The following is a 22,131-nucleotide window of genomic DNA, read 5'->3' on the forward strand; positions in this document are numbered from 1 at the left end:
AGGTGCTTCGAATTCGCAGGCGTCCGCCGCCCGGGTCAGCGCAGCGTGAGGACCTCCACCCCGTCCTCGGTGATCGCCACCGTGTGCTCGCTGTGCGCCGTCCGCGCGCCGGTCGCGCTGCGCAGCGTCCAGCCGTCGGCGTCCGTGACCAGCTCGTCGGTGTCGGCCATGACCCACGGCTCGATCGCGAGCAGCAGACCCGGGCGCAGGGTGTAGCCCCGCCCGGCCCGGCCCGTGTTCGCGATGTGCGGGTCCTGGTGCATCGTCGACCCGACGCCGTGCCCGCCGAACTCGGTGTTCACCGTGTACCCGGCCCCGGTGAGCACGGTCCCGATCGCGTGCGACAGGTCGCCGATGCGGGCGCCCGGCCCGGCGGCGGCGATCCCGGCGGCCAGCGCGCGCTCGGTGGCGTCGATCAGCGCCAGGCTCTCGGCGGGCCGGGGCTTCCCGACGACGAAGCTCACGGCGGAGTCCGCGACGATCCCGTCGAGCGACACCGCCAGGTCGAGGGTCAGCAGGTCGCCGTCGGCGAGCACGTAGTCGTGGGGCTTGCCGTGCAGCACGGCGTCGTTGACCGAGGTGCAGATGTAGTGGCCGAACGGCCCGCGGCCGAACGACGGCGCGTAGTCGACGTAGCAGGACTCCGCCCCGGCGTCCGCGATCATCCCCCGGGTCCACCGGTCGATCTCCAGCAGGTTCGTCCCGACGGTGCTGCGCTCCTGCATCGTGCGCAGGATCGACGCCACGAGGGCGCCGGTCGCGCGGGCGCGGTCCAGCTCGGCGGGGTTCAGGATCTCGATCATCGTGCGGCCTTCCAGCGCCGTGCGGATAACTATCCCGGCCATGCTATCCCGGTACTAGAATCCCGGACATGGTCAGGCTCCCGCTCACCCCCGACGACGTCGAGCGCGGCCGCCGGCTCGGCGCGCTGCTGCGGCAGGCGCGCGGCGCGCGGACCGTGCTCGCGGTGGCGCTGGAGGCCGGCGTCTCCCCCGAGACGCTCCGGAAGATCGAGTCCGGACGGGTCGCGACCCCGGCGTTCCCGACCGTCGCGGCCGTCGCCGAGGTGCTCGGGCTCTCCCTGGACGAGGTGTGGGCGGAGCTGCGGCGCGCGGAGCCCCCGGCGCTCACCGGCGCCGGCGGCGTGCGCGTCGCGTCCTGACGGCCCCGGGCGTCACCACGTCCGCCGCACCGCCGCCTTGGTGCCGGTGACCAGGCTCCGCTCCGGCACGTCCTCGGCGACCACGGCGCCCGCGGCGACGACTGAGTCCCGGCCGATGGTCACCCCCGGCAGGATCGTCGCACCGGCGCCGATCCAGACGTTCTCCCCGACGTCGATCGGGCCGCCGGTGAGCCAGACGCGCCGGTCTGCCGTGTCGACGGGGTGCCCGACGGTGATGAACGTGACCTTCGGCGCCACCAGCACCCGCGGACCGAGCCGGATGCCCGCGTAGTCGAGGAACGTGCAGTTCTGGTTGACGAACACCCGGTCCCCGAGGTCGAGGTTCAGGCCGTGGTCGGTGAAGAACGGCGGGTAGATCGTCACGCCGCCGGGCAGCGGCCGCCCCAGGATCTGCTCCAGCAGCGCGGCGCGCCCCGCCTCGTCGTCGAACGGCAGGACGTTCAGCCGCGAGGTCAGCTCGGTGGCCCGCAGCACCCGCTCGGACATCGCCCGGAACTCGGGGCTGTGGATGCGCAGGAGGAGGTCGCCGGCCATGCGGCGATCCTCTCGCGCGCCGCCCGGCGGCCGACGCAACCCATCCGCGCGCCGCTGCGTCTTCTACGGTGTGACCACCATGAGCAGCGCGGACGGCGTGGACTTCCTCCGCGAGCGGTTCGAGGCGGCCGGGCACGCGCCGCCCGCCCGGCCGGCGGCCGACCCGCCCGGTGCCGACGAGGTCACCCCCGTCGCGGTCGACCGCGACCGCCAGTTCACCGAGTTCGTCCGGCACCACCAGGGCGACCTGCTCCGCACCGCCTGGCTGCTCTGCGGGGACCGGCACCAGGCCGAGGAGCTCGTGCAGCAGGCGCTGGTGCGGACCTACAGCCGGTGGGGGCACGTCCGGCAGCGCGACCCGCTCGGCTACACCCGCCGCGTCCTGGCCAACCTGCGCGTCGACCACTGGCGCCGCCGCCGACGGGAGGTGCTGGTGCCGCCCGAGGACGTCGCGCCCGACAGCACGCCCCTGCACGGCAGGTCGACGGGCGACCGGACCGGCGACCGGGACCAGCTCGTCCGGGCGCTCGCGACCCTCACCCCGCGGCAGCGCCGCGTCGTGGTCCTGCGGCACTTCCTCGACCTGTCCGAGGCCGAGGTGGCCGAGGACCTCGGCGTCAGCACCGGGACGGTGAAGTCGACCGCCTCCCGGGCGATGGCCGCGCTCCGCGCCGTCCTGGCCCCGGACGACACCGACGACACCGACGCGGGCGACGCCCGGGACGGGAGCCACCGATGAGCACCCACGACGAGGACCTCGCCCGGCGCCTCCGCGCCCGCGCCGACGCCGAGGCACCCGCCATGTCCGTGGACCTCGCCGCGGTCGTGCGCGGCGGCCGGCGGCGGCGGCTGGCCCGCGGCGGCGCCGCCCTCGCCGTGGCGGCGCTGGCGGTCGCCGGCACCTGGTCCGGGGTGCGCGCGCTCGACACCGCACCCCACGAGGTCCAGCCCGCGGGCACCTCCTCCCCCGCACCGACCCTGACGGAGGCGGACCTGCACGCCCAGGTCGACCCGGTCGCCGGCACCATCACCTTCCCGCTGGCCCGGTACGACCTCACCGCGGACGAGTGGGCCGTCGTCTGGCGCGCCCGCACCTGGGCCGGCTGGCGCTGCGCCGAGGAGGCGATCGGCCGCCCGATCGCCTGGCAGACGTCAGTACCGGGTGACCCGCCGAGCGACAGGACGTACGGCGTGTGGAACCTCGCGGAGGCGCAGCAGTACGGCTACGCCGTGCCGGTCCAGGGCGGCCGGAGCGGAGGGCCGGTCGACCCCGACGTGCCGCTCTCCGTGTGGGACGCCTGCAACGAGTCGGCCGCCGTGCAGGCGATGAGCCCGGAGATCGACGCCAGCGACGAGCTCGCCGCCGCGCTCCGGACCGCATCCGAGGCGGCCGAGGCCTCGGAGGCGAGCCGTGCCGCCGTCGCGGACTGGACCGCGTGCCTCGCCGCGCACGGACTCGAGCCGGCCGGTGGCGACGGCGGCTATGCCGTCGCCGGGGCGTCGTCGAGCCGGTGGGACCAGGACGCCGTCGCGCTCGCCGTGACGGACGTGCAGTGCAAGGCCGCCGTCGACTTCGTGCAGCGGATGGCGGATGCCGACGCCGCGGCGCAGGCGCCGGTGCTCGTGGCGTTCCGCGACGAGCTGGAGGCGCGGCTGGCGCACCAGCGCGCGGCGGTCGCGGTGGCGGAGGCGTACCTCGCGGAGCACCCCGAGATCCCCTAGGACGGGCACGTGCCGCACCACGCCGCGGTCGAGCGCCACGGCCCGGGCGGGCCGGCCGCACCGGCGGCGCCGGCATCAACATGGCGTTGACAACGCAGCGTTGATGTCCTGTCATGGGTGTCGTGCCCGACGACCGGACCCGCGCCGCGGACCTCGACTCCCACCGCACCGCCCTCCTGCGCGCCGGGGGCGCCGCCCTGCCCGCGCGCCCCTGGCAGCACGGGGCGCAGCCGCCGAGCGACGGCGACCTCGTCAGGCTGGGTGCCTGGCTCGCGGCCGACCCCGCTGTCGGGCCCGACGTGGTGACCGCCGGGCTCGGTCTGCTGGCGGCGGCCCGCGCCGAGCTCGACCAGATCGAGGCCGCGCTGCTGTTCGCCGCGCGCGGAGCGGGGATGACGTTCCAGGAGATCGCGACGGCCCTCGGTCTCGGCTCCGGCCAGGCCGCGCAGCAGCGCATGGCGCGCGTGCTCTCCCGGGCGGACCGGGCGTGACCGGCGTCGTCCCGCTCCGGGCCGCCGACGCGCGCTGCGGCACCAAGGCCCGCACCCTCGGGCGTCTGCTCCGGGCGGGTCTCGCCGTCCCCGACGGCGTGGTGATCCCCCGCGCGCTCGGCACCGGGTGGCGGCACGACCTGCCGCTGCACCTGGGCGCCCTCGGGGCGCCGACCTTCGCGGTCCGGTCGTCCTCGTCGGCGGAGGACGGCGCGCGCGCCTCGTACGCGGGGCAGCTCCGCACGGTGCTGCACGTCCCGCGGGCCGAGGTCGAGGACGCGGTGCGCGAGGTCGCGTCGGCGACGGCCGCGGACTACGAGGCCGCGCTGGACCTGCCGGCCGGTGGTGGCGTCGCGGTGCTCGTGCAGCCCATGCTCGCGCCGGTGGCGGCGGGCGTCGCCGTCACCCGGCACCCCGTCACCGGCGTGGTCACGACGGTCGTCGAGGCCGTGCCCGGCCTGGGCGAGCCGCTCGTGTCCGGCCGTGCCGACCCCGAGCGCTGGCAGGTCGACCGCGGCGGTCGCGCTCGCGTCGACCGCGTCCGCGACGTCCTCTCCCCGCCCCGGGCGGAAGCCGTGGCCCGCCTGGCCGAGAGCGTCGAGCGCTTGCTGGGCGGCCCGCAGGACGTCGAGTGGGCGCTCGACGCCGGGGGCACCGTGTGGACCCTCCAGGCACGGCCCGTGACGACGGGACCGGCGGCCGGGCCAGGCCCCGGGGCGCGCCACGCCGGTACCGCGCGCGGTGCGCTCCTCGGCACCGGTACGCCGGCAGGGCCCGGGACGGCGTGCGGGCGGGTGCGCGTCCTGCGCGGCCTCGACGACCTGCCCGCGTTCCTGCCCGGCGAGGTGCTGGTCTGCCGCGCCACCTCCCCCGCCTGGACCCCCGCGCTCGCCCGCGCCGCCGCGGTGGTGACCGAGGTCGGCGGCATGCTCTCGCACGCCGCGATCGTGGCACGCGAGCTGGGGCTCCCGGCCGTCACCGGCCTGGCGAGGGCGCGGGACCTGCCGGACGGTGCACTGGTGCGGGTCGACGGCTCGGCGGGAACCGTGCGCACGGTGATGACGTCGTGAGCGCGGCGCCCGCGCTGCTGCCGGTGCTCCACGCGCTGCGGGTGCGGGGTGTCGCCGACGCGGGCGCCGTCGCGGCCCGCGCGCGGTTGCCCCGCGCCGCCGTCGAGGACGTGCTCCTGGACGCCGAGGCGGCGGGGCTGGTCGCACGCGTGCCGTTCGCCGGACCGCAGGACTGGTCGCTGACCGAGCGCGGGACCACCCACGGCGAGGCGCTGCTCGCGTCGGAGCTGGAGGCCCTCGGCGCGAGGCCCGTCGTCCGGGACGTCCTCGACGGGTTCGGGCCGCTAAACGACCTGGTGACCGGGGCCTGCACGCGCTGGCAGCTCACCGAGCTCGGACTCGCGGGACCACCTGCTGCCGTGGCGGACGTCCTGCGGGATCTCACCCGGGCCGCGGGAGGACTCGCCGCGACCGAGGCACGGCTGGCCGACCGGCTGCCCCGGTTCGCGGGCTACCACGCCCGGTTCGTCACGGCCCTCGATCTGGCCCGCGACGACACGGCGTGGATCGCCGGCATCGACCGCGACTCCGCGCACCGGGTCTGGTTCGAGCTGCACGAGGACCTGCTGGCGACGCTCGGGGCGCGCCGCTGACCCCGCAGACCGGGCCCGGTGGGTGCGCGTGCCTACGCTCGGTGCAGCGAACGGAACCGACGAGGAGGCCCCGCGATGCGCGTGACGACGACGACACACGTCTCTCTCGACGGCGTGACGGTGCAGACCTACGAGCCCACGGGCCGGCCCGCGTACGCCGGGGCGGGCCCGCGCCCGGACGCCTGACGCCCTGGACGCCGTCGGGATCGGACGCCGGTGGGTGCGGCCTCCCCGGGCGACGGCGCGCTCGGCGGTGGCCCCTCAGGCGCCGGTCGACCCGAGGACCAGCGCGTGCCAGGCACCGGCGCGGTCGGCGCCGTACCCGGTGACTCCGACGCCCACCACCCCGGTCGTGTCCAGCGCCTCGTCCCGGGCCTCCGCTCCGCACGGGACGTCCGGGAAGGCCACCACCTCCGTCCGGGTCCCGCCCTCGGCCGCCTCGGTCGTGACGGAGACGTCGAAGTCGAGCGATCCGTCGCCCTGGCACGACAGGCGCACGCCGTCGAGCTGCGCCGCGGTGTCGAACCCCAGCGAGACCTGGGGCGGGCCCGTCGGCGCGGGGTCCCCGGCGTCCACCCGGCCGGTGGCGCTGCCGAGCAGCGCAGCGGGCGGCGGGGCCGCGTCCTGCTCGTCCATCCAGGCGGTGACCTCCTCCGGGGTCGGCCCCGTCGGGGCGGTGCACCCCGCGGCGAGCAGGGCCAGGGCGGCCACGGCGGCGGCACGGGCGACGAGGGCGGAGGGCATGACGCCGACGCTAGTCGCCGGGCGACGAGCGCGAGGGCGGTTCGGGCGCCGGCCGTCGACCGGGCCAGGGGCGCGCCCGTGCGCCACGCCCGACGTAGCGTCGGCCGCATGACGACCGCCGGTCCCCGCCGCGCCCCGCGCGCGGAGCGGCTGCGCCTCGCCGTCTAACGGGACGGCGCCCGCTGCGTCTGGTGCGGGCGGGCGTTCGGCCCGCTCGTCCCGCCGACGCGCGAGCACCTGGTGCCGCGCGCCAAGGGCGGGCCGTCCTGGCTCGAGAACGAGGTGCCCGCGTGCCGCCGGTGCAACGCCGAGCGCGGCCACCGCGGCGTCGTCGAGTGGCTCGAGGAGTGCGGGCGCCGCGGCTGGGACCCGGACGGCGCGGTGGTCGCGCGCTCCCTCGACGCCCTCGCCGCGGCGATCGCCGAGCGCGGCGGCCAGCGCCGGGCCCGCGCGTACGTCGCGGCCCAGCTGCGCCGCCTGCGTCGCTGACGACCCCCGGGGCGCGCACCGTCGCCGAGTGTGCAACCGACACGTCGAGCGAGCATCCGCCGACTACCCCCTCGACGTGTCGGCTACCCCCTCGACGCGTCCAGCCTCCCTCGGCGCGTCCGACCCCGCGCGTGCCAGGGTGGGCACCGTGCCGTCCTCGCTCATCCGCTGGCTGGACCGCGTGAACGCCGCGCACCCGTGGAGCCACAACGACGCGTACCGCCCGTGGGTGCTCCGTCGGGTGCCCCGCGGCGCCGCGCGCGTGCTCGACGTCGGCTGCGGCACCGGCGGACTGGTGCGGGCGCTCGCCGCACGGGGCGCCGCGGTGCACGGGGTCGACGCGGACGCCCCGACGATCGCGACCGCGCGAGCGCTCTCGGCGGCGCACCCGGGTGCCACGTTCGCCGTCGCGGACGCGCTGCGCCTGACGGCCGAGGCCCCGGGGTACGACGCCGTCACGGCGGTGGCGGTGCTGCACCACCTGCCCACGGACGAGGCCCTGACCCGGTGGGCCGGGCTGCTGCGGCCGGGCGGCGTGCTGGTGGTCGTCGGCTGCTACCGGGAGGCGACCCGGCGCGACCGCGCGGTGTCCGCGCTCGCGGTGCCGGTGAACCTCGTGGTGGGGCTGCTCGTCCGGCGGCCGGCCGACGCGGCCCGGGTCGCGATGGCCGCACCGGTGCGGGAGCCGGACGCGACGCTGGCGGACGTCCGCAGGGCGGCGGCCCGGGTGCTGCCCGGGGCGCGCGTGCGACGGCGGCTGTTCTGGCGGTACACGCTGGTGCACCGCGTCCGGGGCTGAGCCGCGCGGCCGGGCCGACGACGCCGGGGTCGGTGGCGGGACGAGCCCGGGGAGGGCAGCCCCGGCTGATCACCGCTGCGGCCAGGCCGCCCACCCGCCGGCCACCGCCGCCAGCCGCTTCCGGGCGGCCCGGACGTACCGACGGTCGACGCGGTCCGTCACGATCCCGCTTCCGCCGACGGCCCGGCCGTCGCCGGCCAGGTCGTAGCCCGTCCGCGAACGCGCCGCACGCTCCCGGTACCCGCCCGCGACGACGGCCCCGACGTGCCACTCCAGGTCGTCGGCGACCGCCGGCCACGCCTCGTCGCAGGCGTCGCACCCGCACACCGGGAACGGGAAGTCGTGCAGCAGCCCGGCGTGCAGCGCGACGGCCGGGTACCCCGTCCAGACGACGGTCAGCGGCGCGGCGGTCTCCCGTCGCGGGACGAGCCGCACCGCGCGCACGGCCCCGGCCACCGGGTGCCGCAGGTCGTCGGCGCACGCCAGGTCGTCCGTGACCGCGACGTCGTGACGGGCGGCCAGGTGCCGGACCAGCGCGTCGGCGACGTCGTGCAGCGGCGCGAACCGCCCCGGGTGGCTGTCGACGCCGTACGCCGCGTCGGGTGGCCCGTCGGGCCAGCGCCCGCCGTAGCGCACCGGGCGGCCGTCCGGGTCGAGCAGCACGGGCTCGCGGATCGTCGGGCGCACGTAGCCGGTCAGCAGCACGGCGCCCTCCCGAGCCGGGTCGTGCCGTCGCGGGTGCGCCGGCGTCCGTCGCACGTTACCGGTGCGCGCCGTCCCCGGACTCCGCGCGGTCGGCGGCGCGCACGAGGTCGACGCGGTCGTGCAGCACGCGGAGCAGGTCGCCGGGGCACAGCTCGTCGTCCACCGTGACCGCTCGCCCGTCCGCGTAGGTGACCGCGACCGGCGGGCCGTAGCACGCGGTGACGTCCAGGAGCACCGCTCCGCCGCCGTCGCTGACGTCGGTGCGGTCCTCCTCGCCGAGCCGGACGGTCACGTCGTCGCCGGCCTGGTTCGTGATCTCGATGTCCGTGCCCGCGGCGCACCCGGCGACGGCGAGCAGCACCGCCCCGACGACCGCCGCCGCCAGGACGTCCTTGCCTGCGCTCACGACACCCTCCCCCGCTCGACCGCCGGTGCGCGGCGGACTCCCCGACGGTAGGCCGGTGCCCGGTAGCGCGGGGCCCGGAGGCTGTGCGGGTCCTGTGCGGGTTCGGGGTGGTCGGCCCGCTCCGGCGTCGGCCGCACCGCCGCGCGCGTCGGGTGTGACGCACCGCACACGAGGGGGTGACGAACGGCCCGCCCGCGCGCCGCCTCCGGGGAGCAGCATCGGTGACAGGCGGCGACGGCGCCGCCCGCGGCCGACGGTTCCCCGAGCGCCCCGGCGCCGGCCGCGACCCCCGTCCTGAGGAGACGCGATGCGCACGGAGCACACCGACCCGCGGTACGCCGTCGAGGTCGACGACCGCCCGACCTACCGGGTGGACTTCGTCGGCACCTACGGGACGACCGAGGAGTTCCGGATCTTCGCGGCGCCGGACCTGCCCGCGGTCCAGCGCTGGGTAGGCGACCAGGCCGCCGGCCGTGCCTACACGGTGTGGGTCGAGTACCCCGGCAGGTCCGGGGTCGGGCTCGCGCAGGTGCTGTCCTCGCGCTGACGCGGGCGGCTGCGCCCCCGCGCTAGCCGGCCCAGCCCACGGCCCGCAGCACCGCCGCGGCCACCTCCGCCGGTGCGAGCCCCTCGACGTCGACCACGTGGTCCTCCACGCGCGCCGCCTCGAGGATCGCGTCCAGCTCCCCCGCGCGGTGCCGGTGCCACGCGAGCACCGACGGCTGACCGGCGTGCCGCACGTCGAGCCGGTCGCGCACGGCCGGGACGGGGAGCCGGAGCCGGCACACGGCGAGCGGCACCCCGACGGCGGCGGCGTAGGCCGCGCGCGACTCCAGGTCCTCCAGCACCCCGGCGAGCACGAGCCGGGCCGCGCCCCGCCGCCGGTACACCGCCGCGACCGCCCGGAGGTTCTCCAGCTCGAGGTCCTGCTGGAACGGGTCGCCCGGCGGGGCCGGCCAGGAGCGGCGCAGCTCGTCGAGGTCGACGACCGCGTGCGGGACGCCGTGCTCCGCGAGCAGCTCTCCCACGTGGGCGGCGGTGGTGCTCTTGCCCGCGCCGACGGTGCCGGTCAGCAGCAGGGCGGCAGGGGCGGGTGCCGGTGCGGAGGTCACGGCCTCACGCTACGGCTCCCGCCCCGGCCGACGTCAGCGCCAGGTGACGGGCGCCGGGAAGTACGGGTTGTCCGAGGACGCCATGAACGACTGGTACGACTCGCCGTTGTACTCAGCCGCGGTGACCACGGCGCCGTCCTTGGCCAGCGCGACGAAGCAGGACACCAGGACCCGGGCCTCCTCGTCGTACTCGGGCAGGAGCAGGCCGCAGGAGTCGCCGGGCGAGTTCAGCGAGAAGCCGCTGGTCAGGTACTCGGTGTCGGCGCCGGTCGCGTCGAGCGGGAACAGGTCGACCGTGGCCGGGTCGTAGCCCTTCGGGGTGTCGTACAGCCACTGGTGCTGGGTGATCACCGCGTACGGCGTGTAGCCCTCGAACTCCTCGGCGTTGCTGAACTGGTCGAACAGCGAGGCGTCCAGCTCGCTCACCTGGAGCACGGCGACGCCGACGCCGCCGCTCACCTCCTGGTCGCCGTAGGTCTCCGTCTGGTTCAGCCACGCGGCCTGACCCAGCCCGAGAGCGGTACCGGGCGCGGTGACCGCGCCGGGGGCGCCGAAGTCGACGGCGTCGACCTCGTAGTCCACCGCGAGCGGACCCGTCTGCTCGGGCGCGGGCGCAGCCGAGGCGCCCGCGGACCGGTCCTTGTCCTTGCTCTTCGGCTCGTCCGACGAGCAGCCGGCGAGGCCGAGCGCGAGGACGAGGGCGGCGGCGGGCACGGCGAGGGGCGACAGGCGCACGGGGAGGACCTTCCGGGTCGAGGAGCTGCCTGGTGGATGCACAGGCCAGACCCAGGGAACGTTAAGCCACGCTGCGCGCAGCCGCCTCCGGCACTCTCAACGTATAGCGCGGTGGGGGTCTTGCCGCAAGGCCCCCACCCGGGCCCAGAATCCTCGGCGCACCACCCCTGCGCCCGAGGAGCCCGATGACCGCGACCGCCGCCTCCGCCTTCGCCCTGCCCGACCGCCTGGCCGCCAAGGCCGCCCCCGCCCTGATCGCCGACGACGAGCGCCGGTTCGCCGCGATCGCCGACGCCCTCGACGCCACGACCGCCGACCTCGCGGAGCGGCTCGACGCCGTGCGTCGGCAGCCGGCCGGCCGCGGCCAGGAGACCCTCGGCCGCGACGCCGAGGTGCGCCGCCTGTCGGCGCGGCTGCGTGCGCTGCGCCGGTTCGGGCTGGACCTGTGCCTGGGCCGGATCACGCCCGACGACGGCGGCGACCCGGTGTACGTCGGCCGGCTCGGGCTGACGGACGCCGACGGCCGCCGGCTGCTGGTCGACTGGCGCTCCCCCGCCGCCGAGCCGTTCTTCGGCGCGACCCGCGCGCGGCCGCTGGGCCTGGCGGCACGCCGCCGGTACCGGTGGACCGGCGGGCGGGTCACCGACTACTGGGACGAGGTGTTCACGGCCGACGGGTCGGGTGCCGCCGCGACGCAGGCCGCGCTGGACGACGAGTCCGCCTTCATCGCGAGCCTCGGCAGCAGCCGCACCGCGCGGATGCGGGACGTCCTCGGCACCATCCAGGCCGATCAGGACGCGGTCGTGCGGGCCGGGTCCCGCGGGACCCTGGTCGTCGACGGCGGCCCGGGGACCGGGAAGACCGTGGTCGCCCTGCACCGCGCCGCCTACCTGCTGTACGCCGACCCGCTGGTGGAGCCCCGCCGCGGCGGGGTGCTCGTGGTCGGACCGAGCCGCCCGTACCTCGACTACGTCGCGGACGTGCTGCCGAACCTGGGCGAGGACGGCGCCCGCACCTGCGTGCTGCGCGACCTGGTCCCCGAGGGCGCCACGGCCGCCCCGGAGGCCGACCCGGAGGTCGCCCGGCTCAAGGGCACCCTCGACATGGTCCGCGCGATCGAGCCGGCGGTGCGGTTCTCCGAGCGCCCGCCGACCGAGGGGCTGCTGGTCGAGACCCCGTGGGCCGACCTGTGGCTCGGGCCCGAGGACTGGGCGGAGGCGTTCGTCGCCCCCGACCCCGGCACCCCGCACAACGAGGCCCGCGAGGTGATCTGGGAGGCGCTGCTGGACCTGCTGGCCGAGAAGGCGCAGGAGGAGGACGACGAGATCCCCGCCGACCTGCTCCGCCGCGCCCTGCGGCGCGACGGCGACCTGAGCACCGCCGTCGACCGGGCCTGGCCCGTGCTCGACGCCGCCGAGCTCGTCGCCGACCTGTGGTCGGTCCCGGCCTACCTGCGGCTGTGCGCCCCGTGGCTGACACCCGGGCAGGTGCGCCTGCTGCAGCGCGCCGACCCGCGCGCGTGGACCGACGCGGACCTGCCGCTGCTCGACGCGGCCCGGCACCGTCTCGGCGACCCCGGCGTGTCCCGGCGCCGGCACCGCCGGGAGGCCGAGGCCGCGGCCGAGCGGGAGTACCGGTCGCGGGTCGCCGACGACCTGATCGCCGCCGACCACGAGGGCGAGCAGGAGGGCATGCTCGACATGCTGCGCGGTGCCGACCTGGAGCACGCCCTGCTCGGCGACCCCGAGGACGCCCGGACCGAGACCGACCGCCTCGCCGGTCCGTTCGCGCACGTCGTCGTCGACGAGGCCCAGGAGCTCTCGGACGCCGAGTGGCAGATGCTGCTGCGCCGGTCGCCGTCGCGGAGCCTCACCGTCGTGGGCGACCGGGCGCAGGCCCGGCACGGCTTCGCCGAGTCCTGGGCGGACCGGCTGGGGCGGGTCGGGCTCGGCGCACCCACGGTGGCGTCGCTCACGATCAACTACCGCACGCCCGTCGAGGTGATGACCGCGGCGGAACCGGTGATCCGTGCGGCGCTGCCCGACGCGAACGTGCCGACCTCGGTCCGCAGCACGGGTGTCCCCGTCGGCCACGGGTCCGTCGCGGAGCTCGACGGGTTGCTCGCGTCCTGGCTCGTCGACCACCCGGAGGGCGTCGCGTGCGTGATCGGCGCCGACCGGGAGCTGCCCGGGGCGCCGCGGGTCCGGTCGCTGTCGCCCGCCGGGGCCAAGGGGCTCGAGTTCGACCTCGTGGTGCTGGTGGACCCGGAGCGCTGGGGCGGCGGCGTCACCGGGGCGGTCGACCGGTACGTGGCGATGACCCGGGCGACCCAGCGGCTGGTCGTGCTGACCGGCACGCGCGGCTGAGGCGGCGTCGTGCCGGACTGGGCCTGGACGGTGGTCGGGGTCGTCGGGGGCGTCCTGCTGCTGTGGCTCGCGCTCGTCGCGGTGCTCTGGGCGACCCGCCCGGACGAGCTGCGGCTGCGCGAGCTGCTCCGCCTGCTCCCCGACGTCGTGCGGCTGGTGCGCCGGCTGGCGGGCGACCGGACGCTCCCGCGCGGGGTGCGGGTCCGGCTGTGGCTGCTGCTCGGCTACCTGGCGCTGCCGTTCGACCTGGTCCCCGACGTGATCCCGGTGCTCGGCTGGGCGGACGACGCGATCGTCGTCGCGCTGGTGCTGCGGTCGGTCGTGCGACGCGCGGGCCCGGAGGCACTGGCCCGGCACTGGCCGGGGTCGCCGGAGGGGCTGGCGGCGCTGCGGCGGCTGGCGCGGCTGCCGGGCTGACGCCGGGGGCGCGTCGGGAGGGCGCGGCGCGGTCGGCGCCGGGGACGACGAAGCCCTGGTGGGATCTCTCCCACCAGGGCTTCCACGTCGGGCTGACAGGATTTGAACCTGCGACCCCTTGACCCCCAGTCAAGTGCGCTACCAAGCTGCGCCACAGCCCGATGGTCCCCCGAGGGACCTCGGCGGCCCCCGCAGGAGCCTCGGAAACTCTACCGTATCCGGACGGTCCCGCCGTCCCCCGCCGGCAGATGGGCGCGCCACGCGGTCGCGACCACGACCAGGCAGACCGCCGCGACGCCGAGCCCGGCGAGGAACATCTCCGGGTACGCCCACCGCGTCGAGAGCCAGGCGAGCACCGCCGGCACGAAGAACCCCAGGTACGCGGCCGAGTAGTAGACCGCGGTCAGCCCCGCGAGGTCGTCCGGGGTGGCAATCCGCTGCACCTCCGACAGCCCCGCGACCAGCGCCAGGCCGTAGCCGGCGCCCAGCACCGCCGCGGCGAGCAGCACCACCGGCAGCGCCAGGGTCGCCGCGGCCCGCGCGGCCAGCGCCATCCCGACGACCAGGATCGCCAGCGCCACGACGGACGCACGCGCGCTGTGCCGGGTGTCGATCAGACGCGCGACCGACTGCACGGCGAACCCCACGGCCAGCGTGACGACGGTCAGCAGCGCGGAGAACGCGATCGGCACCCCGCCGGCGTGCTCGCGCATCAGCCCGGGCAGCACGGCGTACGCCGAGCCCACCGCGCCGAACACCCAGGGCGCCAGCGGCAGCACCACCCGGAGGAACCGGCGGTGCCCGACGGCCGGGACGCGCAGGTCGTCGCGGAGCCGGCCGCGGGCTCCCGCCGGGCGGGCCGCGTGCGTCTCGGGGACGCCCAGCACCGCCAGCCCCGCGACGACCGTCACCGCGGCGTGCAGGAGGTACGGCGTGCCCGTGCGCCACGGGCCCCACTGCGCGAGCGCGCCCGCCACCCCCGCGCCCAGCAGGAAGCCGAGGGTGAGCGCGAGCGACGCCCGGCGGGCACCCGCCTGCGGGGCCCCGGTCGCCGCGCACAGCTCCGCGACCCAGGTGGTGCCCACGGCCATGACGAGCCCGAGCGCGAGGCCCGACAGGACGCGACCGGCAGCGAGGGCCGGCACGGACGCCGGGCCCACCGCGAGCACGAGGGAGCCGACGATGCCGAGCGGCGCCGCCGGCAGCAGCAGGGGGCGCCGGCCGTACCGGTCGGACAGGGGCCCGCCGATCAGCAGCGCGGGGACGATGCCGAGCACGTACGCCCCGAGCAGGACGTTCACGGTGAGCGCCGACAGGTGGCTCACCTCGCGGTACATGACCAGCAGCGGCGTGAACTCGTTGCCGCCCCAGGCGACGGCGAACATGAGCGCCCCGACGCGGAGCCAGGCGCGCGGGTCGGCACCCGTCGACGCGGCGCCCGTCAAGGCGGCGCGCGTCGAGGCGGCCGCCCGCCGGTCGAGGTCCGTGGCCGTCACCGGGCGCCGCCGTCCCGGTCCGGGTGCGCGGCCGGCAGGTGCGCGTCCCGCAGGTGCGCACGCAGGCGCTCGCGGAACGCCGCGGCGTCGCCGGACTCGACGGCCGCGACCAGCGCCTCGTGCCCCTCGACGAACCCGGGAGCGTGCTCCCCCGCCGCGCCCACGGACAGCGCGATCATCCGGCGCTGCCGCTCACGCAGGGTGACCGAGAACCCGGTGAGCAGGTCGTTCCCGCCGGCCGCGACGATCGCGAGGTGGAAGGCGGCGTCGTGCTCGGCGTACGCCTCCAGGTCGCCCGTGGCCACGGCCTCGCGCTGCCGTGCGACCAGGCCCCGCAGCGTGGCGGCCAGCGCCTCCCGGGCCGGTGCGGACCGGACCACGACGTCGACCGCGTGCGACTCGAGCAGCAGGCGCGCGTCGACGACCGCCTCGGCCTCTCCGGGTGCGACCGGCACCACCAGGGCGCCGCGCTTCGGGAACAGCCGCAGCCAGCCCTCGGTGGCCAGGCGGAGGAAGGCCTCGCGGACCGGCGTGCGGCTCATCGCGAGCTCGGCCGCGACGTCGCCCTCGCTGAGCATCTCCCCCGCCGGCAGCCGCCCGGACAGCAGCCCGTCCTTCACGTGCCGGTAGGCGGCCTCGGCGGCCGGCGGAGCGGGAGGCGGGGCGAGCGACTTCATGGGCACTACATGTATCTCAGATGCATCCCAGGTCCAAATCGGGCGCGCCGGCGCGCGTCACCACCGGATCGTCGCACCGCCACCGGATCCGCCGGGGTGCGGTGCGACGATCGGGTGGGAACCGGGCGACGGGGCCCGCGGTCCACCCGCTCGACCGGGGCGCGTCAGCGCGTCGGGGCCGTCCCCTGGGTCGCGTCGCGGGCGACGTCGTCGGCGCCCGAGCGGCCGCGGAGCACGTCGAGCTCCGCCGCGACGACGCCCAGCAGCAGCAGGTCCACCACCAGGCCGGTGACCGCGCCCCACTGGTCGATCCGGAACAGGAAGATCTGGCTGAGCAGCAGGTTGACCAGCACCGCGCGCCGGAACCACTCGTAGCCCCGCCGCCGGTCCTCGCCCACGAGCCGCAGCCCGACCGCCGAGCACGCCAGGGACGCGGCCCCGCTGGCGAGCAGCCCCACCATCGCCCACCACGGCAGGTCCGCGCCGGTCGACACGAGGACCACGCCGCGCACCACGGTGTACAGCGTGACGAGCGCGAGCACGCCGACGGTCAGGCGGGGCAGCCACCGCACGCGCACGACCCGCCGCGACGCCGTCACCACCGCACGCGACACCGCGCTGATCGGGTCCGGCAGCTCGCGCGCGTCGTCCTCCACCACGTCGAGCAGCGCCCGCACCTCGGCGGCACCCCGGACGGCGCCGGCGCCGGCGACGAGCTCGCGGGCCTGGCGCCGGGCGCGCGGCGAGAACCCGCCCGCCAGCCCCGCCACGGCGAGGTCGGCGGCCGCGGCCAGCGTCTCGTGCGGGTCGCGCCGCCGGCCGTGGATGACCTCCCCGACCAGGACCAGCACGACCACGACGACGTAGATGAGCGATGCCGTCGGCTCGTAGAAGTAGTCGTTGTCCGAGGTGACGAACTTGCCGATCTCGTCGATGAACAGCCCGAACCCGACACCGCCCAGCAGCGCCGCCAGCGGCCGCACCACCGGCCCGGCCCAGGACAGCACGGCGACCACCGCGACCGCCATCAGCAGCCCGCCCCACAGGACGTGCGCGATGTGCAGGCCGTCACCGCCGAGCTGCGGGAAGCCGGTCAGCGCGAGCAGACCGCGCGTCACCAGGACGGTGAGCACGGTGACGGCGAGGAACCCGGCGACGTGCCGCGGCCCGGCGGGGTCCCGGGGCAGGCCCAGGACGAGCACCGGCGACCGGCGCAGCACGTGGTGCCGCTCCGGCGCGGTCGCCCGGTCCCCCGTCCGCTCGACGTCCGACCCGCGGGTCACCGCTTGCGCTTCTCCCGCACCCGCACCGAGATGGAGATGGGCGAGCCCTCGAAGCCGAAGGTCTCCCGCAGCCGGCGCTCGATGAACCGGCGGTAACCCGCCTCGAGGAAGCCGGTGGCGAAGACGACGAACCGCGGCGGGCGGGTCGACGCCTGGGTGGCGAACAGGATGCGCGGCTGCTTGCCGCCCCGCAGCGGGTGCGGGTGCGCGGCGACGAGCTCGCCGAGGAACGCGTTGAGCTTGCCGGTCGGGATGCGGGTGTCCCACGACTCGAGCGACCGGGTGAGCGCGGGGACCAGCCGGTCGGTGTGCCAGCCGGTGCGCGCGGAGATGTTCACCCGCGGCGCCCACTGGATCTGCACGAGCTCCTTCTCGATCTCGCGCTCCAGGTACGGCCGGCGGTCCTCGTCCATGAGGTCCCACTTGTTGTACGCGATGACGAGCGCGCGGCCCGCGTCGATGACCTGCTGGATGACGCGCGTGTCCTGCTCGGTGAGCGGCTGGGACGCGTCGAGCAGCACGACCGCGACCTCGGCCTTCTCGATCGCGGCCTGCGTGCGCAGCGAGGCGTAGAAGTCGGCGCCGGAGGTCTGGTGCACCCGACGGCGGATGCCGGCGGTGTCCACGAACCACCACGGCACGCCCTTGAGCTCGACCAGCTCGTCGACCGGGTCGCGGGTGGTGCCGGCGGTGTCGTCGACGACCACGCGGTCGGTGCCGAGCACCTTGTTGAGCAGCGAGGACTTGCCGACGTTCGGGCGGCCGACCAGCGCGACGCGACGCGGGCCGCCGGGGCGGGCGGTGGCGTGCTGCGAGACGGTCGGCAGCGCGGCCATCGCGGCGTCGAGCAGGTCCCCGGTGCCGCGGCCGTGCAGGGCCGAGACGGGGTGCGGCTCACCGAGGCCGAGGCTCCACAGCTCGGCGGCGTCGGCCTCGACCCGCGGGCCGTCGACCTTGTTCGCGCACAGCACGACCGGCTTGCCGGACTTCCGCAGCAGGCGCACGACGCGCTCGTCCGTGGCCGTCGGGCCGACGGTGGCGTCCACGACGAACAGCACCGCGTCGGCCAGCGAGATCGCGACCTCGGCCTGCTCGGCGACGCGCGCCTCGATGCCGGCGACGTCGACCTCCCAGCCGCCGGTGTCCACGAGCGTGAACCGGCGCCCGGCCCACTCCGCGGGGTAGGACACCCGGTCGCGGGTCACGCCCGGGCGGTCCTCGACGACGGCCTCGCGCCGGCCGAGGATGCGGTTGACCAGCGTCGACTTGCCGACGTTCGGGCGGCCGACCACCGCGAGCACGGGCAGCGCCTGGTTCGAGCCGTCCTCGTCGAGGTCGTCCACGTCGCCGGAGAGCAGCGCGACGTCCTCGTCCTCGAGCTCGTAGTCGTCGAGGCCGGCCCGCAGGGCCCGCTCGCGCGCGTCGTCGTCCTCCGCGTCGATCGTCACGTCGGCGCCGTCGACGGGCTCGGCGGGGACGCCCCCGAGGTCGTCGGACTCCACGGCGGACCCGTCGAGGTCCTCGGAGGTGGTCGGCTGGGCCGGCTCGCTGTCATGCATGGGCACCATTCTCCCTGACCGAGCGCCCGGCGACGAACCACGCCCCGGCGGGGCGGCCCCGCGACTGTGCAACCGACATGTCGAGTGTGCATCCGCCGGATGCACACTCGACGCGTCGGCTACCCGCTCGGTGTGCCCGGGCGGGCGACGCAGGCGGCCCCGGCGGGCGGGCACTGCGGGCGACCAGGACGCTGGGCCACGCCGGGCGCGGCGGGCGGGTCAGTCCGTCGGGAGCGCCGCGCCCGAGCGGGACGCCGCGTCGCGCACCAGCGCGGACAGCGCCGCCCGCACCGTCTCCGTGCCCACCGCGACCGCCTCGCGCCGCGACTGCCCGGCGGCCGGCGACAGGTCCAGGGGCGCCCCCAGCTCGACGTGCAGCCGCCGCCGGAGCCCCGGGATGTGGCCGACGGACTCGCCCGTGCGCCGGGTGCCGAGGATCGCGACCGGGACCACCGGCGCGCCGCCGTGCACCGCGAGCCACGCGACCCCCGCCCGCGCGGATGCCGCGTCGCCGCGCCCGCGGTTGCCCTCCGGGAACACACCGACGGCGTCGCCGCGCTGCAGCACCGCGAGGGCCGCGACCAGCGCGGCGCGCCCGCCGGACCGGTCGACCGGGATCTGCTGCGCCGCCCGCAGGATCGCGCCGAGCGGGCCGCGGAACATCTCGTGCTTGACCAGGATGTGCACGGGGCGCGGCGTGATGCCCTGCAGCAGCGGTCCGTCGACGACGCTGGTGTGGTTCGCGGCGAACACCACCGGCCCCGACGCGGGCACGTGCCCCGCGCCGACGACCCGCGCGTCCCAGACGCCGTGCGCGAGGAACGTGCCGATGCCACGCGCCCACCCGGGCACCGGCCGGGAGGCGGGCACCGCGTCCGCCGCACGGGACGCCGGGGGCGCCACGTCCGCGCCGCCGGTCACGCGTGCAGGTCCGCGGTGCGGGCCACCACGTCGAGCACCGCCTGGACGGTCTGGTCCAGGTCGAGCTCCGAGGAGTCGACCGTGACGACGCCGTCGGCGGCCACGAGGAACTGCGAGACGGTCGAGTCGTCGGCGTCCCGCCGGACCACCTGGTCCCGGGTGGCCGCGACCGCGTCGGCGTCGTCGGACCCGTGCACCTCGCGGGCGCGCCGGGCCAGCCGGGCCTCCTCGCTCGCGGTGAGCAGCAGCCGCACATCGGCGTCCGGCGCGATCACGGTCGTGATGTCGCGGCCCTCGGCCACGATGCCGCGACCGCGCGAGAACGCCGAGGACGCACCCTGCGCCGCGATCTCCGCGCGCTGCCGGCGGCCGAGCTCGGCCCGCACCTCCAGGTTCGTCGCCACGGCGCTCACCGCCGCCGAGATCGCCGTCTCGCGGATCGCCTCGCCGACGTCGTGCCCGTCGACGTGCACGCCGGGCTCGCGCGGGTCGACGCCCATGACCAGCGGCATCTCCCGGACCAGCTGCGCGACGGCGTCGGCGTCCGTCAGCGGGACCCCGCGGTGCAGCGCCCACCAGGTCGCGGCGCGGTACATCGCGCCCGTGTCCAGGTAGGCCAGGCCGAGCCGCTCGGCGACCCGCCGGGACACCGTCGACTTCCCCGAGCCGGACGGCCCGTCGATCGCCACCACCACGGGTCGCCGCACCTCGTGCGTCGTCACCGGACCAACCTCCAACCGCGGGCCGTCAGCTCCGCCTCCAGGTGCGCCGAGCGCGCGGGGTCGACCGACACCGCCGCCATGCCGACGGGCCGTCCCGCCGCGTGCTCGAGCCGCAGATCCTCCAGGTTCACGCCGGCGGCGCCGACGTCGGCGAGCAGCCGTGCGAGCTCGCCCGGCCGGTCCGGCACCAGCGCCGTCACGACCGCGTAGGTGCGCGGCGCTCCGCCGTGCTTGCCGGGGACCAGCGCCACGCCGGCGTTGCCGTCGGCGATCAGCCGCGCCACCCGGGCCAGGGCGCCGAGCTCGACGTCCTCCGGCCCGCTCGCCCGGGCGGCGCTGTCCAGCGCCCCCAGGACCTCGTCCAGGTCGTCGCGCAGCCCGGTCAGGACCGCGCGCACCGCCGCGGCGTTCGCCGCGAGGATCGACGTCCACAGCGCCGGGTCGGACGACGCGATCCGGGTGACGTCGCGCAGCCCCTGGCCCGCGAGGCCGAGCGCGTCCGGCTCGGCGCCGCGCAGCCGGGCCGCCACCAGGCTGGCGGCGACCTGCGGCACGTGCGAGACCACGGCCACCGCGGCGTCGTGCTCGGCGGCGTCCATGGTCACCGGCAGGCTGCCGAGGTCCGTCGCCAGCGCCCGCACCGCGAGCAGCGCGTCCGGCCGGGACTTCCCCGAGTCGACGACGACCCACGGCCGCCCGACGAACAGGTCCGGCACCGCCGCGGCGGGCCCCGACCGCTCCCGGCCGGCCATCGGGTGCGACCCGACGTACCGGGTCAGGTCCGCACCGGCGGCCCGCAGCTCGTTCAGCACGTAGCCCTTGACGCTCGCCACGTCCGTGACGACCGCCTCCGGGTGCGCGGCGAGCTCGGCCCGCACCACGTCCGCCGTCACGTCCGGCGGTGCGGCCACCACGACCAGCGCGGGCTCCGGGTCGCCGTCCGCCGCGGGCCGGCCGGCCCCCACGTCGCGGGCCAGGGCCAGCGCCGTGCGGGACGGGTCGTGCAGCGTCACCTCGACGCCCCGCGCGGTCAGCGCGAGGCCGACGGACGCGCCCAGCAGGCCGGTGCCGACCACGCGGACGGGGCCGCGGGTCACCACCGCGGCCGTGCCGTTCGTGCTCACATGCCCACCGACGTCATGAGCGAGCCGACCTCCGCCTTCCCGAGCACGCGGGTGCGCCCCGGGCGCAGGTCGCCGAGCTTGATCGGGCCGATCTGGGTGCGCAGCAGGCGGGTCACGGGGTGGCCCACCTCCTCCAGGAGCCGGCGCACGACGCGGTTGCGACCCTCGTGCAGCACGATCTCCACCATGCTGGCCTGCGGCGTCGCGTCGACGACGCGGAACGCGTCCACGGCCACCACGCCGTCCTCGAGCTCGACGCCCTTCTTCAGCCGCGCGCCGACCCCGGCCGGGACCCGGCCCTCGACGGTCACGAGGTAGGTCTTCGCCACGCCGTGCGAGGGGTGCGACAGCCGGTTGGCGAGCTCGCCGTCGTTCGTCAGCAGCAGCAGGCCCTCCGAGTCGGCGTCCAGCCGGCCGACGTGGAACAGCCGCTCCTCGCGGCCCTGCACGAACTGCTGGAGCGACGGCCGGCCCTCGGGGTCGTGCATGGTCGACACCACGCCCAGCGGCTTGTTCAGCGCCAGGGTGATGACGTCCTTGTCGAGCTGCAGCCGCAGGCCGTCGACGTGGATCACGGCGGTGCGCGGGTCGACGCGCACGCCGAGCTCCAGCACCACCTGGTCGTCGACCGTCACCCGGCCCGCCGCGATGAGCTCCTCGCACGCACGGCGCGAGCCCAGGCCGGCCTGCGCCAGCACCTTCTGCAGGCGCACGCCCTCGGGGTCGTGCACGTCGAGGTCCGTCGACCGCGGGCCGCGCGGCGGCGTGCGGTACGACTGCGGCGGACGGGACGGCCAGGCCGAGCCCGGGCGGCCGAGGTCCGCACCGCGCGGGGCGCCGGAGCGGGAGCCGCCGGTGCCGGACCGCGCCGCGCCCGGACGGGACGCACCCGCGACGCGACCCGACGAGGCGCCGCCGGGGCGACCCGACGCCGCGCCCGGACGACCCGCGCCGGCGCGGCCGGAGCCGGCGCCGTAGCCGCC

General features: G+C 77.2%; 25 protein-coding genes, 1 tRNA gene and 1 pseudogene. 11 read left to right on the forward strand and 16 right to left on the reverse strand.

The genetic code is table 11. The features are described 5' to 3' along the window. Positions 1-35: 35 nt before the first annotated feature. On the reverse strand, positions 36-803 hold the full coding sequence (gene map, locus FA014_RS00790) for a type I methionyl aminopeptidase (protein ID WP_154727839.1): 768 nt from the start codon (positions 801-803) through the stop codon (positions 36-38). Positions 804-871: 68 nt separating this feature from the next. Between map and FA014_RS00795 the strand changes: the two genes are divergently transcribed. Further along, positions 872-1,162 (forward strand): helix-turn-helix transcriptional regulator, encoded by a 291-nt coding sequence (locus FA014_RS00795; RefSeq protein ID WP_154727813.1) that lies wholly within the window; start codon positions 872-874, stop codon positions 1,160-1,162. Positions 1,163-1,174: 12 nt separating this feature from the next. On the opposite strand, the gene FA014_RS00800 is transcribed toward FA014_RS00795, so the two are convergent. After that, positions 1,175-1,717, reverse strand: a complete 543-nt coding sequence (locus tag FA014_RS00800; protein WP_154727814.1) for a DapH/DapD/GlmU-related protein — start codon at positions 1,715-1,717, stop codon at positions 1,175-1,177. A gap of 79 nt (positions 1,718-1,796) precedes the next feature. Between FA014_RS00800 and FA014_RS00805 the strand changes: the two genes are divergently transcribed. The 5 genes from FA014_RS00805 to FA014_RS00825 all read left to right on the forward strand — a co-directional run bounded on the left by FA014_RS00805 (position 1,797) and on the right by FA014_RS00825 (position 5,593). Beyond that, a complete protein-coding gene (locus FA014_RS00805) occupies positions 1,797-2,456 on the forward strand; it encodes a SigE family RNA polymerase sigma factor (RefSeq protein WP_154727815.1) in 660 nt (219 codons plus the stop codon). Continuing rightward, on the forward strand, positions 2,453-3,439 hold the full coding sequence (locus tag FA014_RS00810) for a hypothetical protein (protein ID WP_154727816.1): 987 nt from the start codon (positions 2,453-2,455) through the stop codon (positions 3,437-3,439). The genes FA014_RS00805 and FA014_RS00810 overlap by 4 nt, the downstream gene beginning before the upstream one ends. Positions 3,440-3,561: 122 nt before the next feature. After that, on the forward strand, positions 3,562-3,930 hold the full coding sequence (locus tag FA014_RS00815; protein ID WP_419178357.1) for a hypothetical protein: 369 nt from the start codon (positions 3,562-3,564) through the stop codon (positions 3,928-3,930). Beyond that, positions 3,927-5,000 carry a PEP/pyruvate-binding domain-containing protein gene (locus tag FA014_RS00820; RefSeq protein WP_154727818.1) on the forward strand — a complete coding sequence of 358 codons (1,074 nt, stop codon included), beginning with the start codon at positions 3,927-3,929 and terminating at the stop codon, positions 4,998-5,000. The genes FA014_RS00815 and FA014_RS00820 overlap by 4 nt, the downstream gene beginning before the upstream one ends. Then, positions 4,997-5,593 carry a hypothetical protein gene (locus FA014_RS00825; RefSeq protein WP_154727819.1) on the forward strand — a complete coding sequence of 199 codons (597 nt, stop codon included), beginning with the start codon at positions 4,997-4,999 and terminating at the stop codon, positions 5,591-5,593. Before FA014_RS00820 ends, FA014_RS00825 begins: the two co-directional genes overlap by 4 nt. Before the next feature lie 261 nt (positions 5,594-5,854). On the opposite strand, the gene FA014_RS00830 is transcribed toward FA014_RS00825, so the two are convergent. Beyond that, on the reverse strand, positions 5,855-6,337 hold the full coding sequence (locus tag FA014_RS00830; protein WP_154727820.1) for a hypothetical protein: 483 nt from the start codon (positions 6,335-6,337) through the stop codon (positions 5,855-5,857). A gap of 195 nt (positions 6,338-6,532) precedes the next feature. On the opposite strand from FA014_RS00830, the pseudogene FA014_RS00835 reads away from it, so the two are divergent. Together FA014_RS00835 and FA014_RS00840 are read left to right on the forward strand one after the other, a co-directional pair. Further along, positions 6,533-6,826 (forward strand): annotated as a pseudogene (locus FA014_RS00835) (HNH endonuclease); the annotation flags it as partial. A gap of 148 nt (positions 6,827-6,974) precedes the next feature. Beyond that, positions 6,975-7,625, forward strand: a complete 651-nt coding sequence (locus FA014_RS00840) for a class I SAM-dependent methyltransferase (protein ID WP_154727821.1) — start codon at positions 6,975-6,977, stop codon at positions 7,623-7,625. Positions 7,626-7,694: 69 nt separating this feature from the next. On the opposite strand, the gene FA014_RS00845 is transcribed toward FA014_RS00840, so the two are convergent. Next, positions 7,695-8,330, reverse strand: a complete 636-nt coding sequence (locus FA014_RS00845; RefSeq protein ID WP_154727822.1) for a DUF6226 family protein — start codon at positions 8,328-8,330, stop codon at positions 7,695-7,697. A gap of 55 nt (positions 8,331-8,385) precedes the next feature. After that, a complete protein-coding gene (locus tag FA014_RS00850) occupies positions 8,386-8,736 on the reverse strand; it encodes a hypothetical protein (RefSeq protein ID WP_154727823.1) in 351 nt (116 codons plus the stop codon). Between the two features lie 307 nt (positions 8,737-9,043). Between FA014_RS00850 and FA014_RS00855 the strand changes: the two genes are divergently transcribed. Continuing rightward, the gene (locus tag FA014_RS00855; RefSeq protein ID WP_154727824.1) at positions 9,044-9,283 is read left to right on the forward strand and encodes a hypothetical protein; all 240 of its coding nucleotides are present in this window, start codon (positions 9,044-9,046) and stop codon (positions 9,281-9,283) included. A gap of 22 nt (positions 9,284-9,305) precedes the next feature. Here FA014_RS00855 and FA014_RS00860 read toward each other — a convergent pair whose 3' ends face one another. Further along, positions 9,306-9,848 (reverse strand): adenylyl-sulfate kinase, encoded by a 543-nt coding sequence (locus tag FA014_RS00860; protein WP_154727825.1) that lies wholly within the window; start codon positions 9,846-9,848, stop codon positions 9,306-9,308. A gap of 33 nt (positions 9,849-9,881) precedes the next feature. Then, positions 9,882-10,583, reverse strand: a complete 702-nt coding sequence (locus FA014_RS00865; RefSeq protein ID WP_154727826.1) for a hypothetical protein — start codon at positions 10,581-10,583, stop codon at positions 9,882-9,884. Between the two features lie 185 nt (positions 10,584-10,768). Here FA014_RS00865 and helR point away from each other — a divergent pair, with 185 nt between their 5' ends. Then, positions 10,769-12,949 (forward strand): RNA polymerase recycling motor ATPase HelR, encoded by a 2,181-nt coding sequence (gene helR, locus FA014_RS00870; RefSeq protein WP_154727827.1) that lies wholly within the window; start codon positions 10,769-10,771, stop codon positions 12,947-12,949. 9 nt (positions 12,950-12,958) lie between these two features. Further along, complete coding sequence (locus FA014_RS00875) at positions 12,959-13,366, forward strand: YkvA family protein (RefSeq protein WP_154727828.1); 408 nt, start codon at positions 12,959-12,961, stop codon at positions 13,364-13,366. An 87-nt stretch (positions 13,367-13,453) separates the two neighbouring features. On the opposite strand, the gene FA014_RS00880 is transcribed toward FA014_RS00875, so the two are convergent. The 9 genes from FA014_RS00880 to FA014_RS00920 all read right to left on the reverse strand — a co-directional run. Further along, positions 13,454-13,527: transfer RNA gene (locus tag FA014_RS00880), tRNA-Pro, on the reverse strand. Between the two features lie 48 nt (positions 13,528-13,575). Further along, entirely contained in the window at positions 13,576-14,862 is a 1,287-nt protein-coding gene (locus FA014_RS00885) for an MFS transporter (protein WP_230322764.1), read from the reverse strand. After that, entirely contained in the window at positions 14,859-15,539 is a 681-nt protein-coding gene (locus tag FA014_RS00890) for a GntR family transcriptional regulator (RefSeq protein ID WP_154727829.1), read from the reverse strand. Before FA014_RS00890 ends, FA014_RS00885 begins: the two co-directional genes overlap by 4 nt. 164 nt (positions 15,540-15,703) lie before the next feature. Then, positions 15,704-16,822 (reverse strand): hypothetical protein, encoded by a 1,119-nt coding sequence (locus FA014_RS00895; protein WP_154727830.1) that lies wholly within the window; start codon positions 16,820-16,822, stop codon positions 15,704-15,706. Next, a complete protein-coding gene (gene der / locus FA014_RS00900; RefSeq protein ID WP_154727831.1) occupies positions 16,819-18,381 on the reverse strand; it encodes a ribosome biogenesis GTPase Der in 1,563 nt (520 codons plus the stop codon). The genes FA014_RS00895 and der overlap by 4 nt, the downstream gene beginning before the upstream one ends. A 219-nt stretch (positions 18,382-18,600) precedes the next feature. Beyond that, a complete protein-coding gene (locus tag FA014_RS00905) occupies positions 18,601-19,302 on the reverse strand; it encodes a lysophospholipid acyltransferase family protein (protein ID WP_230322765.1) in 702 nt (233 codons plus the stop codon). Beyond that, positions 19,299-20,024, reverse strand: coding sequence for a (d)CMP kinase (cmk, locus tag FA014_RS00910; protein ID WP_230322766.1), 726 nt, complete (start codon positions 20,022-20,024; stop codon positions 19,299-19,301). Before cmk ends, FA014_RS00905 begins: the two co-directional genes overlap by 4 nt. Then, on the reverse strand, positions 20,021-21,148 hold the full coding sequence (locus FA014_RS00915; RefSeq protein ID WP_195969100.1) for a prephenate dehydrogenase: 1,128 nt from the start codon (positions 21,146-21,148) through the stop codon (positions 20,021-20,023). Before FA014_RS00915 ends, cmk begins: the two co-directional genes overlap by 4 nt. Then, positions 21,145-22,131: pseudouridine synthase (locus FA014_RS00920; RefSeq protein ID WP_230322767.1), on the reverse strand; the 987-nt coding region annotated here is incomplete at its 5' end. The genes FA014_RS00920 and FA014_RS00915, both read right to left, overlap by 4 nt.

It is taken from the genome of Cellulomonas hominis, from assembly GCF_005239125.1.
GTDB classification, from domain to species: domain Bacteria; phylum Actinomycetota; class Actinomycetes; order Actinomycetales; family Cellulomonadaceae; genus Cellulomonas; species Cellulomonas hominis_A.

Coding starts and splice junctions, on each gene's coding strand:
- helR (WP_154727827.1), top strand. CDS start 10,769: ATGACCGCGACCGCCGCCTCCGCCTTCGCCCTGCCCGACCGCCTGGCC.
- FA014_RS00800 (WP_154727814.1), bottom strand. CDS start 1,717: ATGGCCGGCGACCTCCTCCTGCGCATCCACAGCCCCGAGTTCCGGGCG.
- FA014_RS00805 (WP_154727815.1), top strand. CDS start 1,797: ATGAGCAGCGCGGACGGCGTGGACTTCCTCCGCGAGCGGTTCGAGGCG.
- map (WP_154727839.1), bottom strand. CDS start 803: ATGATCGAGATCCTGAACCCCGCCGAGCTGGACCGCGCCCGCGCGACC.
- FA014_RS00855 (WP_154727824.1), top strand. CDS start 9,044: ATGCGCACGGAGCACACCGACCCGCGGTACGCCGTCGAGGTCGACGAC.
- FA014_RS00890 (WP_154727829.1), bottom strand. CDS start 15,539: ATGAAGTCGCTCGCCCCGCCTCCCGCTCCGCCGGCCGCCGAGGCCGCC.
- FA014_RS00795 (WP_154727813.1), top strand. CDS start 872: ATGGTCAGGCTCCCGCTCACCCCCGACGACGTCGAGCGCGGCCGCCGG.
- FA014_RS00830 (WP_154727820.1), bottom strand. CDS start 6,337: ATGCCCTCCGCCCTCGTCGCCCGTGCCGCCGCCGTGGCCGCCCTGGCC.
- FA014_RS00810 (WP_154727816.1), top strand. CDS start 2,453: ATGAGCACCCACGACGAGGACCTCGCCCGGCGCCTCCGCGCCCGCGCC.
- der (WP_154727831.1), bottom strand. CDS start 18,381: ATGCATGACAGCGAGCCGGCCCAGCCGACCACCTCCGAGGACCTCGAC.